The sequence below is a fragment of the Bradyrhizobium sp. BRP20 genome, from assembly GCF_020194215.1.
GTDB classification, from domain to species: Bacteria; Pseudomonadota; Alphaproteobacteria; order Rhizobiales; family Xanthobacteraceae; genus Bradyrhizobium; species Bradyrhizobium yuanmingense.
In genome coordinates, this window is the sequence record NZ_JADYVY010000019.1 from 36,491 (window position 1) to 50,333 (window position 13,843).

Annotated in this window: 11 protein-coding genes; 3 read left to right on the forward strand and 8 right to left on the reverse strand. The window is 66.1% G+C overall.

The features are described from left to right. Window positions 1-11 precede the first annotated feature (11 nt). On the forward strand, window positions 12-2,525 hold the full coding sequence (locus I6F33_RS31500; protein ID WP_036006154.1) for a circularly permuted type 2 ATP-grasp protein: 2,514 nt from the start codon (window positions 12-14) through the stop codon (window positions 2,523-2,525). After that, window positions 2,522-3,400, forward strand: a complete 879-nt coding sequence (locus tag I6F33_RS31505; protein WP_225145137.1) for a transglutaminase family protein — start codon at window positions 2,522-2,524, stop codon at window positions 3,398-3,400. Before I6F33_RS31500 ends, I6F33_RS31505 begins: the two co-directional genes overlap by 4 nt. 74 nt (window positions 3,401-3,474) lie before the next feature. Here I6F33_RS31505 and I6F33_RS31510 read toward each other — a convergent pair whose 3' ends face one another. Genes I6F33_RS31510 through I6F33_RS31520 form a run of 3 tightly spaced genes read right to left on the reverse strand, consistent with a single transcriptional unit; the run spans window position 3,475 to window position 7,084 of the window. Continuing rightward, on the reverse strand, window positions 3,475-5,586 hold the full coding sequence (locus I6F33_RS31510) for a xanthine dehydrogenase family protein molybdopterin-binding subunit (RefSeq protein ID WP_225145138.1): 2,112 nt from the start codon (window positions 5,584-5,586) through the stop codon (window positions 3,475-3,477). Further along, window positions 5,583-6,560, reverse strand: a complete 978-nt coding sequence (locus tag I6F33_RS31515) for a xanthine dehydrogenase family protein subunit M (RefSeq protein WP_225145139.1) — start codon at window positions 6,558-6,560, stop codon at window positions 5,583-5,585. Before I6F33_RS31515 ends, I6F33_RS31510 begins: the two co-directional genes overlap by 4 nt. 2 nt (window positions 6,561-6,562) lie before the next feature. Next, entirely contained in the window at window positions 6,563-7,084 is a 522-nt protein-coding gene (locus tag I6F33_RS31520; RefSeq protein ID WP_085968940.1) for a (2Fe-2S)-binding protein, read from the reverse strand. 779 nt (window positions 7,085-7,863) lie between these two features. Between I6F33_RS31520 and I6F33_RS38535 the strand changes: the two genes are divergently transcribed. Next, window positions 7,864-8,451, forward strand: a complete 588-nt coding sequence (locus I6F33_RS38535; RefSeq protein ID WP_158284419.1) for a helix-turn-helix domain-containing protein — start codon at window positions 7,864-7,866, stop codon at window positions 8,449-8,451. Between the two features lie 142 nt (window positions 8,452-8,593). Here I6F33_RS38535 and I6F33_RS31530 read toward each other — a convergent pair whose 3' ends face one another. From I6F33_RS31530 to I6F33_RS31550, 5 genes are all read right to left on the reverse strand, one after another. Beyond that, window positions 8,594-9,418: a phosphodiesterase gene (locus tag I6F33_RS31530; protein WP_225145140.1), complete on the reverse strand. Its 825-nt coding sequence runs from the start codon at window positions 9,416-9,418 to the stop codon at window positions 8,594-8,596. A 68-nt stretch (window positions 9,419-9,486) separates the two neighbouring features. Then, window positions 9,487-10,767 (reverse strand): ABC transporter substrate-binding protein, encoded by a 1,281-nt coding sequence (locus I6F33_RS31535; protein WP_225145141.1) that lies wholly within the window; start codon window positions 10,765-10,767, stop codon window positions 9,487-9,489. 28 nt (window positions 10,768-10,795) lie between these two features. Further along, window positions 10,796-11,632 carry a carbohydrate ABC transporter permease gene (locus tag I6F33_RS31540; protein ID WP_225145142.1) on the reverse strand — a complete coding sequence of 279 codons (837 nt, stop codon included), beginning with the start codon at window positions 11,630-11,632 and terminating at the stop codon, window positions 10,796-10,798. Beyond that, a complete protein-coding gene (locus I6F33_RS31545) occupies window positions 11,629-12,576 on the reverse strand; it encodes a carbohydrate ABC transporter permease (protein ID WP_225145143.1) in 948 nt (315 codons plus the stop codon). Before I6F33_RS31545 ends, I6F33_RS31540 begins: the two co-directional genes overlap by 4 nt. Next, window positions 12,569-13,720, reverse strand: a complete 1,152-nt coding sequence (locus I6F33_RS31550; protein ID WP_225145144.1) for an ABC transporter ATP-binding protein — start codon at window positions 13,718-13,720, stop codon at window positions 12,569-12,571. The genes I6F33_RS31545 and I6F33_RS31550 overlap by 8 nt, the downstream gene beginning before the upstream one ends. Between the last annotated feature and the right edge of the window lie 123 nt (window positions 13,721-13,843).

Here is a 13,843-nt window from a genome sequence, read left to right on the forward strand (position 1 = left end):
GGGAAAGGCCCATGGGCGAGGGCGCAGCCGAAGACAACGACCAGGCGGGCAGGGCAAATGCCCAGCAGCGGATTGCGCAGTGGGTCCGCGACTATAGCCGCCTGCCCGGCATCCCCGACGAGTTCCTGGGGCCCGACGGTGCGCCGCGCGCGGTCTGGAGCCGCTTCTTCGACGCCTTCGGCGCGCTGGCGCCCGACGAGATCGAGCGCCGCTTCGGCATGGCCGATCGCCATCTCCGCGAGGCCGGCGTCACCTACCGCGCGCCCGGCGATAGCGCCGACCGGCCCTGGTCGATCAGCCATCTGCCGCTTTTGATCGACGAGGCCGACTGGCAGCAGCTTTGCGCCGGCATCACCCAGCGCGCCGAGCTGCTCGAGCGCGTGCTGCGCGACATTTATGGCGAGGGGCGCCTCGTGGCCGAAGGCGCGCTCCCGGCCGCGGCGATCGCCGGCAGTCCCGAATATCTCCGTCCGGTCTGCGGCGTGCCGCCGCCCGGCGGACGTTATCTCTCGATCTATGCCGCCGATGTCGGCCGCGGGCCCGACGGCCGCTGGTGGGTGCTCGGCGACCGCACCCAGGCGCCATCGGGTGCGGGCTACGCGCTGGAGAACCGCCTGGTGCTGTCGCGCGCCTTCTCCGATCTCTACAAGTCGATGAACGTGCCGCGCGTCGCGCCGTTTTTCGAGGCGTTCCGCGACAGCTTGCGCGCGCGCGCCGATCGCGACGAGCCCAGGATCGGCGTGCTCACCCCCGGTAGCTTTAGCGAGACCTATTTCGAGCACGCGACGCTGGCGCGCTATCTCGGCTTCCTCCTGGTCGAGGGCGACGACCTCGCGGTCAGCGACGACCGCGTCCACATTCGCACCGTCGCCGGCCTGAAGCGGCTGGATGTGCTGTTGCGCCGGGTCGATTCCAACTCGCTCGACCCGCTCGAGCTCGATGCCTCCTCGCGGCTCGGTGTGCCCGGCCTGATCGACGTGCTGCGCAAGGACGGCGTCGTCGTCGCCAACATGCCGGGCTCGGGCGTTTTGGAGGCGCGGGCGCTGCTCGGCTTCCTGCCGGCGCTGAGCCGCCGCCTGCTCGGCGAAGACCTGAAGATGCCGCACATCGCGACCTGGTGGTGCGGCCAGCGCGTGGCGCGCGACGAGGTGCTGGCGCGGCTCGAGGAGGTCGCGATCGAAGGCGCCTATCGACGCGGCGTTCCCGGTTTCGACAGCAATGGTCCGGTGCTCGCGAGCGAGCTCGACGTCAGCGCCCGGCAGCGCTTGATCGATGCGATCAGCGCGCGCGGCATGGACTATGTCGGCCAGGAGGTGGTGCGGCTCTCGACCATGCCGGTGTGGGAGCACGGGCAGCTCACGCCGCGCCCCTTCGTGCTGCGCGTGTTCGCCGCCGCCACGCCGGACGGCTGGGCCATCATGCCCGGCGGCTTCTGCCGGATCGCCGAGCAGCCGGACGCGCGCGCGGTGTCGATGGGCGACGGCGCGCGCGCCGCCGACGTCTGGGTCGTCTCCGACAAGCAGGTCGCGACCGCGACGCTGCTGCCGGCGACCGACAAGGTGCGCATCCGCCGCATCGCCGGCGTGCTGCCGAGCCGCGCCGCCGACAATCTGTTCTGGCTCGGCCGTTATCTCGAGCGCGCCGAGGCGACGCTGCGGCTGGTGCGCGCCTTGGGCTCGCCGAGCGGGCCGAACAAGGGCACGGCGGCCTCGGTGCAATCGGCCGAACGCATCCAGCGCCTCCTTGTCGCCTGGGGCGCGGTCTCGCAATCCTCGCGCACGGCCGCGGGGCGTATCGTCGCCGAAGCGCTGCAGGGCGCGGAGCGTTTCGGCTCGGCCCTGTCGCTGGTGAGGGCGGCGCAGCGCACGGCGACCTCCTTGCGCGAGCGGCTGTCGCCCGATGCCTGGCAGGTGATCACCGAGATGGCCGAGCGCCTCGCCATCGAGGTGGAGGACGACGACAGCGTGCTGAGCGCCGCCGAGCTGACCTTGCAGGAGCTGGCGAGCTTCGCAGGCCTCGCGCAGGAGAACATGAACCGCGCCGCCGGCTGGCGCTTCCTCGACATCGGCCGCCGCATCGAGCGCGCCATCAACACCACGCGCTTCACCCGTCAGTTCGCCTATGACGAGGCCGGCGACGAGGATCTCGACATCCTGCTGACGCTGGTGGATTGCCAGATCACCTACCGCTCGCGTTATCTGCTGGCGCCCATTCTGGCGCCGGTGCGCGACCTCGCGGTGCTCGACGGCTACAATCCGCGTTCGGTGGCGTTTCAGGTGACGACGCTGAACGAGCACATTGCGGCGCTGCCGAGCCTGAAGGAGCATGGCCTGATCGAGAAACCGCAGCGTCTCGCCGTGGCGATGCAGGCGATGCTCGCGACCGCCGAGGCCGAGAAGCTCGAAGTCAAGACGCTGTTCGCCCTGGAGCAGGATCTGCTCAGCCTCGGCGAGGCGATCGGGCAGCACTACTTCCCGCACGGTCCCAATGCCAGCCGGCCGGAAAAGTTGACGGGGCTGGCGTGATCTACGACATCCGTCACGTCACCACCTACGAGTACGAGAATCCCGTCAGCTTCGCCCGCTGCACGCTGCGGCTGGAGCCCAGAATCGGCGTCGGCCAGGAACTGATCTCGCACGAGGTCGAGATCCAACCGCGCCCGGCCGAGCGCAATGTGCGGCGCGACTTCTTCGGCACGCTGACCGAGAGCGTGACGATCGAAGCCGCGCATCGCAATCTGCGCATCGACTCGCGCTCGCGGATTTCGATCTCGCGCCGACCGCCGGCGCGCGATGCGGTCAGCCCGCCCTGGGAGAGCGTCCGCGACATCGCGTTCGAAGCCACCAGCCTCGGGCCGTCCTCGCCGGTCGGTTATGTCTTTGCCAGCCCCCTGGTGCCGGTGCTGCGCCCGGTCAGCGCCTATGCCGGGGTGAGCTTTCCGCCCGGCGTGGGCATCCTCACCGGCGCCGTCGACCTGATGCGACGCATCCGCGGCGAATTCCGCTACGATCCGAAGGCGACCGTGATCTCGACGCCGCTCGACGAAGTCTTCGACAAGCGTCACGGCGTCTGCCAGGACTTTGCCCATGTCATGATTGCCGGGCTGCGCGGGCTCGGCCTGCCGGCGGCCTATGTCAGCGGCTATCTGCGCACCATTCCGCCGCCGGGCCAGCCGCGGCTGCAAGGGGCCGACGCCACCCATGCCTGGGTGTCTCTCTGGTGCGGGGCCGAGCTTGGCTGGGTCGATCTCGATCCGACCAACGATCTCCTCATCGGCAACGATCACATCGTGCTCGCAATGGGACGCGATTTTTCCGACGTCTCGCCGGTCGACGGCATCATCGTCGGCTCGCCCAAGCAGAAGCTCGGCGTCGCCGTCGACGTGCTGCTGGTGGAGTAGGGTGGGTACGTCAGCCTCTTCGATGCAGCACAACCACATGCCCAGGAGTGGCGTATGCCACCCTCTTTACAGCGCTAAGCGGTCAGCACGTCTTCGATCCGGATCGGCAGGGTGCGGACGCGCTTGCCGGTCGCATGAAAGACGGCGTTTGCGATCGCGGGGGCGATACCGACCAGGGCGATTTCGCCGAGACCCTTGACCCCGAGTTCATTGACGTGCGGATCAGCCTCCTCGACGAAGTTCGCTTCGATCTGGGGAATGTCCAGGTTGACGGGCATCAGGTAGTCGGCCATGTGAGCGTTGACCGGCCGGCCGTCGCGCGCGTCGAGAACGGTGCGCTCCATCAGCGCCATACCGATGCCGCCGACCATGCCGCCGGTGCATTGGCTGTGGGCGAGACGCGGGTTGACGACGCGGCCGATGCCATAGGCGCCGACCGCGCGGCGAACGCGGATCGTGCCGACGTCGGGATCGACGGCGACCTCGACGAAGACGGCGCCGAACGAGTGCATCGAGAACCTGGCGGCAGCCTCGGGATCCCGTTTAGACGACGCCGTGGCTTCGATCGGCCGATCGTTCCGGCTCTTCGCGGCCTGTTCTCGCACGGCGATGCAGGCAGCGCGGATCGCGGAGCCCACCGAGGCCATGGTCCAAGAGCCGCCGTGGGATGGGGCAGGCGGATAATCGGAGCGACCAAGGCTGAAGCGCACCTTTTCGACAGGGAGCCCGAGAGTCTCGGCGGCGACCTGCGTCATCGACGTATAGGTGCCCGGACCCATGTCGCTGGCCGCGATCTCGACCTCGGCTGTCCCGTCGCGAAGCAGCCGCGCCCGCGCAGTGGCCGGTGCGTGAAAGGCGGGATAGCTTGCCGAGGCTACTCCCATCCCGATCAGCAGGCGGCCGTCGCGCATCGAGCGCGGTTCGGGCGTACGGCGCGACCAGCCGAACCGTTCGGCCCCGAGATCGTAGCATTTCATCAGCGATCGGCTGGAGAAGGGCTTGTTTTCTCCCTCGTCGATCTCCGGCTCGTTCCGGCGCCGCAGATCGATCGGATCCAGGCGAAGCTTATAAGCCAACTCGTCCATGGCGCATTCGAGCGCGAAAACGCCGCTGGCCTCGCCAGGGCCACGCATGTGGTTTGGCGTTCCGGTATCGAGCGGGACCAGACGGTAGCGCGTCCGCACGTTGGGCGAGGAGTAGAGGAACGTCGTGACCGAGGTCAGAGCTTCCATGAATTCTTCGTAGCGACTGGTCTCGCCCGTGCCTTCGTGCACCACGCTGATGAGCGTTCCGTCCGCCGTGGCGCCGAGAGCGATCCTCTGCACCGTGCGCGGCCGATGTCCGGTGGTGAAGAACATCTGCTTGCGCGTCAGGACGAGCTTCACCGGGCGCCCCACGTGCCGGGCGGCCATGGCCGCGAGCGTCACATGGGGCCAGGTTCTGAGCGAGGTCCCGAAGGCCCCGCCGATGAACGGGCAGATGACCGTCACTTTTTCGGGCGACAGACCGAAGATCGCCGCGATCTCGGCCTGCTCGTTGACGACGAACTGGCTCTTGCTCCAAAGCGTCAGGCGGTCGCCGTTCCAGCTGGCGATCGTCGCATGCGGCTCCATCGGATTGTGGTTCTCGCGCGCGATGTCATAGGTCTCATCGACCTTCACCGGCGCGTCGGCCAGGGCCTTATCCGCACTTCCGCGCGCCTTGTCGGCGGGCAGCCGGGCGTCCGGCTGTTTGCCAGCCTCGGGCACGATGGGACGGGCTTCGGGACCTGCGGAATCGATGATTGGCCGCTCGGCCTTGTAGGTGAGGCGCAGCGCCGCGGCGGCGCGCTCCGCCTGCGCAATGGTTGCGGCAACGACGAGCGCCACCGGCTGTCCGTGGAAGCGCACATGGTCGTCCTGCAGCACATGCAGCCGCTCGCCCGTCGCCGGATCGATGTAGCTCTTGTGCGGGCGGTACGCCAGGCGTGGCGCGTTGAGATGCGAGAGGACGGCGAGAACGCCCGGCATCTTCTCGACCGCCGCGCTGTCCACGCCGGTCACTCGTCCAAGCCCTATTGTGGCGCTGACGATCACGGCATAGGCCTGGCCGGGCTGATTAAAATCGGCCGCGTACCGCGCGGAGCCCGTGACCTTGGCACGGCCATCCACGCGGGGCAGCGGCTGTCCGATGACGCTGATGGTCATGCAATTCCTCCCGTCATTTCGAAGGCGCGGACGATCGTCCGCGGCAGGAGTTCGAGTTTGTAATGATTGCCGGACAGCGGGCGGGCCCCTTCCAACGCCGATCGGGCGGCCGCCTCAAACACCTGCCGGCCCGGTACCTTGCCGATCAGCGCCGCTTCCACCGCGCGCATGCGCCAAGGTCGGGTGCCGACCCCGCCAACCGCGAGCCGCGCGCCGCGGATCACGCCGTCCACAACGTCGAGCGCCGCTGCCGCGGAGACCAGCGCAAATTCGTAGGACGCGCGGTCGCGCACCTTGAGATAGCGCGCCCGGCGGCTATCAGGCCCCTCGGGGACCCGCACTTCAACGATGAGCTCGCCCGGCAGCAGCGTGTGTTCGAGATGGGGAGTGTCGCCGGGCAAGCGAAACAGCTCCTCGACCGGGAAAGTGCGCTCGCCCTTCGGCCCCCTGACCCGCATAGTGGCATCGAGCGCGACCAGCGCGACCGCAACGTCCGAGGGGTGCGTCGCCACGCAGTGATCGCTGGTGCCGAGAATGGCGTGACCGGCATTCAGGCCGTCGCGTGCGGCGCAACCCGAGCCAGGGCTGCGCTTGTTGCAGGATGCGTCGAGCATCCGAAAGTAGGGGCAGCGCACGCGCTGGAGCAGGTTGCCGCCGATCGAGGCCATGTTGCGCAGTTGCGGCAAGGCGCCCTCGATCAGGCTCTCGGAGATCAGCGGGTAAAGACGCTGAACATCGGAATGGGCGGCGATGTCGGCCATCCGCGCGAGCGCGCCGATGACGAGGTCGGACCGGTCGACGCGAATACCGGACAGCGGAAGCGCGTTGATGTCGACGAGCTGCTGTGGCTGCTCCACCTCGTCGCGCATGAGATCGACCAATGTCGTGCCGCCGGCGATGAGGCGGCCTCCGGAGGATGCGGCGGCGACGGCGGCCTCGATGGAGGTCACCTTCTCGATCGTGAACGGGAGCATGGTCAGACCCTCTTGGCGGCGTCGGCAACGGCGGCGACGATCCCGGGATACGCCCCGCAGCGACAGATATTGCCGCTCATCCAGAACCGAATGTCCTCCGGCGAGCCCGCATGGCCTTCGGCGATGCAGCCGACGGCCGACATGATCTGCCCGGGGGTACAGAAGCCGCACTGCAAGCCGTCGTGCTCGACGAATGCGCTCTGGAGCGGATGAAGCTCACCATTCTTCTCGAGGCCCTCGATCGTCTCGACAATGGCCCCGTCATGCATCGCAGCCAGCGTCAGACACGACACGACCCGCCTGCCGTTGAGAAGGATGGTGCAAGCGCCGCAGGCGCCCTGATTGCAGCCCTTCTTCGTACCGGTGAGACCGAGATCTTCGCGCAGAAGGTCGAGCAGGGATTGCCGCGTATCCAAGTCGAGCTCCTGTCTCGTTCCGTTCACGTTCAGACGAACCCGTGCCGTCGATGCAGCGGGCTTGCTTTCGGATGCGGGTTGCGCGGTAACCTGGGGCACCACCGCCATGGAAGCCGCTCCGCCGACAGTCAGCAGGAGCGAACGGCGCGATACTCCGCCCCGCGTGCTTTCGGTCTCAGCAGCGCCGGCGGCGAACGGTTCTTGGTTTGTCATGGTGGTCGGGATCCCCTCGGATGATCCGGCCCAGTAGGCCATGATCCCGACGGACGCACCGTTCCGATATTGCGGCGACTATCGCAATCTTGCGACGAAGTGGCGCCCGCGCCTGTGGACTCTGCTTCTCGCCCATCGCGGCCAAGGCAGCCCAGCTGTGAGTGGTAGACCGGGCGCAATGAGATCAAGCCCAACCCACGTGCCACTTGCCATCGGAGTTGTCTCGATACCGCGAAGTCAATCATGCGCACTATTTGTGCAATCAGCCAGACATTGCGACATTTCGACCGCAGCTTCCATTCCCGCCATGTCGTGAAACATGGTATGTCGATGAAGCGCCTGTCGCGGGTGCGGCCAAATATGACATAACCAAAGCGATGCCTGATCGAAATCCTTTTCAGACGATGGTCCGGCTGCTATCGGAAGCCCCGCCGCCTTTGGCACCCATCCAGTTAAACTGCGGCACACAACTCACTCATCGTTTTGTTCGCGGCACGCGTTATGGCTATGCCCCAGGCATGCCCGGACACCTTGTCGGCACCTACTATGGAGAGCCTCAGCACAGTGCGTGGACGGTTGAGCGACGGCGGCTCTCTGCCCCGCTGCGGCCGAATTCTATCACTGTGATTCCCGACCGGCATGATGGAGATTGGGAAGTTGAAGGACCGCTCCACGTGTCCCATGTCTATCTCACCAACGAACGACTGGAGCATTGCCGAACACTCATCGGTGGGCGAGGCAAGGTAGAGCTGGCGCCACGCGTCGGCAGCGAAGACGCTGTGACCTCACAGCTTCTTGCAATCCTCAGCGACCCCGACGTCATTGTCGATCCTTCGGCAAAGTTGCTGGTCGATCGCGCGGTTGACCTACTCTGCATCCAGCTATTGCGTTCGCACAGCATAGTGCAGATGCCGCAGAGCCTCGCTTATACTCGCGGCGGGCTCGCGCGCTGGCAGCTCAGGCGTGTGACCGAATACATGCTGGCGCATCTCGACAAGCCGATCGGCCTTGACGAACTAGCGTCCCTGGTCGGCCGCAGCCGCTATCATTTTTGCTCGGCGTTCCGTCTCTCGACAGGATTGACGCCGCATGTCTGGCTAACTCGGCAACGCATGTTGCTTGCACAACGCCTGCTGAATGATCCAAATCTATCGATCAGTGAAGTTGCGCTCGCAGTCGGATATTCAACGCCGTCGGCCTTCGCCCAGACTTTCCGCAGAATTGTCGGCACGACGCCGCGAAATTTCCGCCGATCCTTGTAGCCTCACATCGGATGTCAGCTTCTGGCCCATCTCCGACCCGGGCGAGGACGCCAGCGCGCTGCTATCGAGGTGGAGCGGACTCTCCAAGGAGTGCAGCGCGGGCTTATGAATACGCGCCCCTGGAAAGGGTCGGCGCTCGCCGTCACCGCACCATGGTCTCGCGATCCCAGGCCTTGTAGTCGGGCGAACCTTGGATGCGGATCGGACCGTCGTAGCCGTATTCCACCATGTGCACGGTCACATAGTCCTCCCCGAAAAATGCGACGCCGTAGGATTGCGGCAGGTCGCAGGCGCTCAGCAGCTTCGTCTCGGAGAACAGCGGAAAGCTCGCATGGTTGGTGCCCCGCAGCGACGAGACGGGGACGCCTGCAATCGAGCCTGCAAGCGGCAAGTGACAATGCCCGAAGAATACGTGGCGGATCTTGGCCCGGTGGCGACTGACGAGATGCCGGAATGGAGCCTCGTCGATCAGGCCGATCTGGTCGAACGGGACGAGATGCACCGGCATGGGATTATGGTGCATGAACAGCAGAAACGGCCCGTCATGCTCGGTAAGCCGGGCCTCGAGCCAGCCGAGACGATCGTCGCAATAGCGGCCGGCGTGCGTTTCCGGATGGGCGGTGTCGAGGAACAGGCAGCGACCGGCAGCCGTATCGTGGATGCCCTGGACGAAGCCGTTGTCGTCGGCGAGGTCGGGGAACACGCTCAGGAAGGCGGCGCGCCGATCATGGTTGCCGATGCACAGGCGCACCGGCAGCGGATATGCGTCGAGGCGCTGCTTGAGCCATTGATAATCGGCGAGATCGCCCCAATCCGAGAGGTCGCCGGTGATCACCATCAATTCGGCGTCGTGATGATCGTGCAGCGCATGCGCCAGCGCCCGCTCGAAATTGACGCGCGGATCGCGGCCGCCGATGGTCGCACCGGGCGCCGTCAGGTGAATGTCGCTCAGATGCAGCAGTTTCATCGCCAGCTCCGGTCATCGAGGCGGCACGGGGCGCCGAGGGCGTCCCGTGCCGGGGGATGTGAGGATGGTCAGCGCGCCGCGCCTGTGGTCTTCGGCAGCAGCTTCTGCACGTCAGCCGTCATGTCGGCGAGGACGGCCTCCGGCTCCTTTGCGCGGGCGCCCGAGATGATCGAATTGAGATGATCCTTGATCACGTCGGTGATCTTCAGGCCGTTGTCGCCGGGGAAGGCGTACCATTTGGTGAGCAGCGCGAGCTGGCTGACCGCGGTGTAGTTGTTGGGGTTCTTGACGTAGAAGTCCTTCAGATAGACCTCGTTGGCAACCTTGTTCGGCGGCATGTAACCGGTGGTCTCCGCCATGATCGCGGCGCCCTTGGGGCCGGTCCAGAATTTCACCGCTTCCCAGGCGGCATCGCGCTTGGCCTTGTCCTTGGCGAGGATCAGCACGACGTTGCCGCCGGCCGGCAGCCTGCCCTTGGTGGAGGCGACGTCCGGGAACGGAATCGTCTTCAGCGCGAACTTGCCGCCGGTCATCTGCGTGACCTTGTTGAGGTCCGAGGTCGAGGTGACGTGGAAGCCGGTCTTGCCGGCCGCGAACGCCGCGCGCATCGACGGCTGGTCGAGATTGGGCATGCCGGCCTCGTTGACGAGCCGCGCGATCGTATTGATGGCGAACTTGCCTTCCGCTCCGTCGAACGCGACCTTGGTCTCGTCGGCATTGAGCATGGTGCCGCCGCGCGCGAACACCGGCGCCTGCCACAGCCAGTTGCCGGTGATGTCCCAGGCATAGGTGACGCCGTTGGTGTCGTTGCCGAGCGCCTTGATCTTCTTGGCCAGCGCGATCAGCTCGTCCCAGCTCTTCGGCAGATTGTTCACGTCGCCGCCGGCCTGCTTGACCAGGTCGAGGTTGACGTAGACGATCGGCAGCGAGATCGCGAAGGGCAGGGCGTAGACCTTGCCGCTGGCGGTGCCGATGTCGAACATCGCCTGGTGGAAGCCCTGCTTGTCGAAATCCTTCTCCGCGGCGATGTAGCCGTCGAGCTCGGCCGGGATGTTCTTCTCGACCAGGACGCGGATGCGGCTCAAGCCCTGGAACGAGACGTCAGGCATCTGATTGGTCACGGCCTCGCGCAGCACCTTCTGGGTGCCGTCCTCGTAGGATTCGTAAGGCGCCCGCATCGTGACCTTGATCTCCGGGCGCACCTTGGCGAATTCCTCGGCGATGCGCTTGTGCGTCTCGGTGAACAGCTCCGGATAGGGATATTGCATCACGATCTCGGTCTGGGCCTGCGCGAGCGCAGATCCGGCCGCAAGCGACAGAGCCGCCGCGGCGATGATGGTCTTCAGCATGATAGACTCCTTGGTTGAGGTGACGTGGCTACTTGATCCCGGTCAGGGTGATGCCCTCGATGAAACGGCGCTGGGCAAAGAGGAAAGCGATGACGAGCGGCGCGATGATCACGATCGCCGCCGCCATCAGCGGGCCGTAGCTGGTGCCGGCCTCGCTGTTGCGGAAATGGGCGACCGCGAGCGGCGGCGTGCGCAAGTGCTCGCTGTTGAGCACGATCAGCGGCCAGAAATAGTCGTTCCAATGCGCGACCACGGAGAAGATGCCGAAGGCGGTCACTGCGGGAATCGCGGCCGGCAGCATCACCCGCCAGACGATGCCGAATTCGGAGATGCCGTCCATGCGCGCGGCGTCGACGAGATCGTCGGGCACCGTCTTGAAGAACTGGCGCATCAGGAAGATGCCGAACACCGAGATGGTGAAGGGCAGGACCAGCGCGGCATAGCTGTCCAGCAGCCCGGCCTTGTGCAGCAGCAGGAAGACCGGGACCGCGGTCGCCTGTGGCGGGATCAGGATCCCGAACAGCACGAGCGCGAACATCGTCTCACGGCCGAGGAAGCGAAGCTTTGCGAGCGCGTACGCCGCGGGCAGCGCCACCATCACCTGCAGCACGAAGATCGAGACCGTGACGATGATTCCGTTGAGGAGGAAGCGCAGCAGATTGGCCTTGGCGAAGGCCTCGCGCAGGTTCTCGACAAGCGCGAATTGGTGCGGGATCAGGTGCAATTCGCTGGAGAAGATCTCGGTCTGCGGCTTGGATGCGGTCGAGATCATCCAGATGAAGGGGGCCAGCATGAGCGCGGCGCCCCCGATCAGGAGCACGTGGCGGAGGATCGCCCGGACTGGGATGGGATGCGCGTTGCTCATGTGTAGTGCACGCCGCGATCGGCGAGCCTCGATTTGATCAGGGTGAGCGCGAGGACGAAGACCAGGAAGACGACGGTGATGGCCGCGGCATAGCCCGAGCGGAAGAATTCGAAGCCTTCCGTGTACATCGTGTGGATCAGAACCTCGGTGGATTTCGACGGGCCGCCCTTGGTCAAGACGTGCACGGTGTCGAACACCTGGAACGAGCGGATGCCGGAGATCACGACGACGAAGGTCGTGACCGGCCCCAGCATCGGCCAGGTCACGAGGCGGAAGCGTGCCCAGCCGCTCGAGGCGCCGTCGATCTCGGCCGCCTCGTAGAGCTGCTTGGGAATGGAGACGAGGCCGGCGAGGAACAGCACCATGTTGAAGCCGACGGCCTGCCAGATGCCGATCGCGCACAGCGCATAGAGGGCGGTGCTGCGGTCCTGGAGCCATGCGAAGGCCGGCAGGCCCGCGCCGCGGAGAAGCCCGTTCACCAGGCCGAATTGCGGATGCAGCATGAATTCCCACACCACCGCCATCGCGATCAGGGTCGCCATGACTGGCAGGAAATAGATCGTCCGGTAGAGGCTGCGCAGGCTGGTGCCGCTCTGGATCAGCAGCGCGATCGCAAGGCCGGCGATCACGGCGCCGGGCACCACGATCACGACGTAAGTCAGCGTGTTGCGCAGCGCGGTCCAGAACACCTTGTCGGCGAACAGGTCCTGGTAGTTGGCGAGCCCGATCCAGGAGAAATGCGGCGCGCCGAGCTGATAGTCGGTGAAGGAGAGGGCGATCACGCCGGCGAGCGGACCGAGCAGCATGACCAGCATGAGCGCGACGGCCGGCGTCACCAGCGCGTAGGCGGCATGGCTCCGCCTGCTGCCATGAGCCGGCAGCGCGCGCCTCGTCGTGCCCGCGGGAGCGATGGCCGCGCCGATGGTCATCGAGCCGTCAGACATGAGCGGGCTCACGGATGCGCTCGGCCTGCTCCATTCTGAGCTCGATCCGTTTCCCGGCCGGATCGAACATCCGCACCGCGTCTGGTGCGAAGCCGAAGGCGACGGAGCTTGCCATCGCCGGCAAATGCTTGACGTCCGCGAGCCGCGCGATCAGGCGCGACCCGGTGCCTTCGACCGCGAGATGCACGAAGGCCTCGGCGCCGAGATTCTCCAGATGGACGACGGTTCCGGAGAACGGCCCGGTGCCGAGCTCGATCCGCTCCGGACGGACCCCGATGCGGCAATCGCCGGCCGCCGCATTGCACGTAAGTTTCAAGGCGGTCCCCAGCACATCGACGCCGCCGTCCTTGCGGATCCGGCCGGGGAGAACGTTGATCTTGGGGCTGCCGATGAATTCGGCAACGCGGATGTCGCCGGGCTCGTTGTAGATCTCGGCCGGCGTGCCGGCCTGGATCAGCTCACCGCCCATCATGACGGCGATCCGGCTCGACATCGTCATCGCCTCGGCCTGGTCGTGCGTGACGTAGACGAACGTTGCCTTGAGGCGGCGATGCAGCTCGGCGAGTTCTGCGCGCATGTGGACGCGCAGCTTGGCGTCGAGATTGGAGAGCGGTTCGTCGAACAGGAAGGCCACCGGCTCGCGCACCATGGCGCGTCCGACCGCGACGCGCTGCCGCTGTCCGCCGGACAATTGTCCGGGCTTGCGCCGCAGCAATGGGGTGATGTCGAGCTGTTCGGCGATGCCTTCGATGTCGGTGCGAATGTGCCGTTCCTTGGCGCGCCGGCCCGGCAGCAGCGCAGCCAGCAGTGGCAGTCGCTCGATCGCGGAGAGGCGCCGCATCCGCAGCGGCACCGCGATATTGTCGAAGGCGCTCAAATGCGGATAAAGCGCATAGGATTGGAACACCATCGCGAGGTTTCGCGCGCTCGGGCGAATGCCGTCCACGGGGCAGCCGTCGATGCGGACCTCGCCGGAATCTTGCGGCTCGAGCCCGGCAATGATGCGAAGCAGGGTCGACTTGCCGCAGCCGGACGGGCCGACCAGCGAGATGAATTCGCCGTCGGCGATGCGGAAATCGATGCCTTTCAGGACGTCGGTGCCGTCAAAGGACTTGCGGATTGCGGAAAGTTCGATTTGCGCCATGCGCGCTGATCCCTGCTGGCCCGTTTGCGGCGCATGAGGAGTAGGAAGCGCGTCTGACATTCACATAACGGTCAATGGCCTTCCTTATGGTCATCCCAGGTTTTGCTTTCGCCCGGTCCGACG

Excerpts from the sequence above, each read along its gene's own strand:
- I6F33_RS31500 (WP_036006154.1), top strand. The coding sequence starts at position 12 with ATGGGCGAGGGCGCAGCCGAAGACAACGACCAGGCGGGCAGGGCAAAT.
- I6F33_RS31515 (WP_225145139.1), bottom strand. The coding sequence starts at position 6,560 with ATGCTCCCGTTCACGATCGAGAAGGTGACCTCCATCGAGGCCGCCGTC.
- I6F33_RS31520 (WP_085968940.1), bottom strand. The coding sequence starts at position 7,084 with ATGGCGGTGGTGCCCCAGGTTACCGCGCAACCCGCATCCGAAAGCAAG.
- I6F33_RS31540 (WP_225145142.1), bottom strand. The coding sequence starts at position 11,632 with ATGAGCAACGCGCATCCCATCCCAGTCCGGGCGATCCTCCGCCACGTG.
- I6F33_RS31510 (WP_225145138.1), bottom strand. The coding sequence starts at position 5,586 with ATGACCATCAGCGTCATCGGACAGCCGCTGCCCCGCGTGGATGGCCGT.
- I6F33_RS31530 (WP_225145140.1), bottom strand. The coding sequence starts at position 9,418 with ATGAAACTGCTGCATCTGAGCGACATTCACCTGACGGCGCCCGGTGCG.
- I6F33_RS31535 (WP_225145141.1), bottom strand. The coding sequence starts at position 10,767 with ATGCTGAAGACCATCATCGCCGCGGCGGCTCTGTCGCTTGCGGCCGGA.
- I6F33_RS31550 (WP_225145144.1), bottom strand. The coding sequence starts at position 13,720 with ATGGCGCAAATCGAACTTTCCGCAATCCGCAAGTCCTTTGACGGCACC.
- I6F33_RS31545 (WP_225145143.1), bottom strand. The coding sequence starts at position 12,576 with ATGTCTGACGGCTCGATGACCATCGGCGCGGCCATCGCTCCCGCGGGC.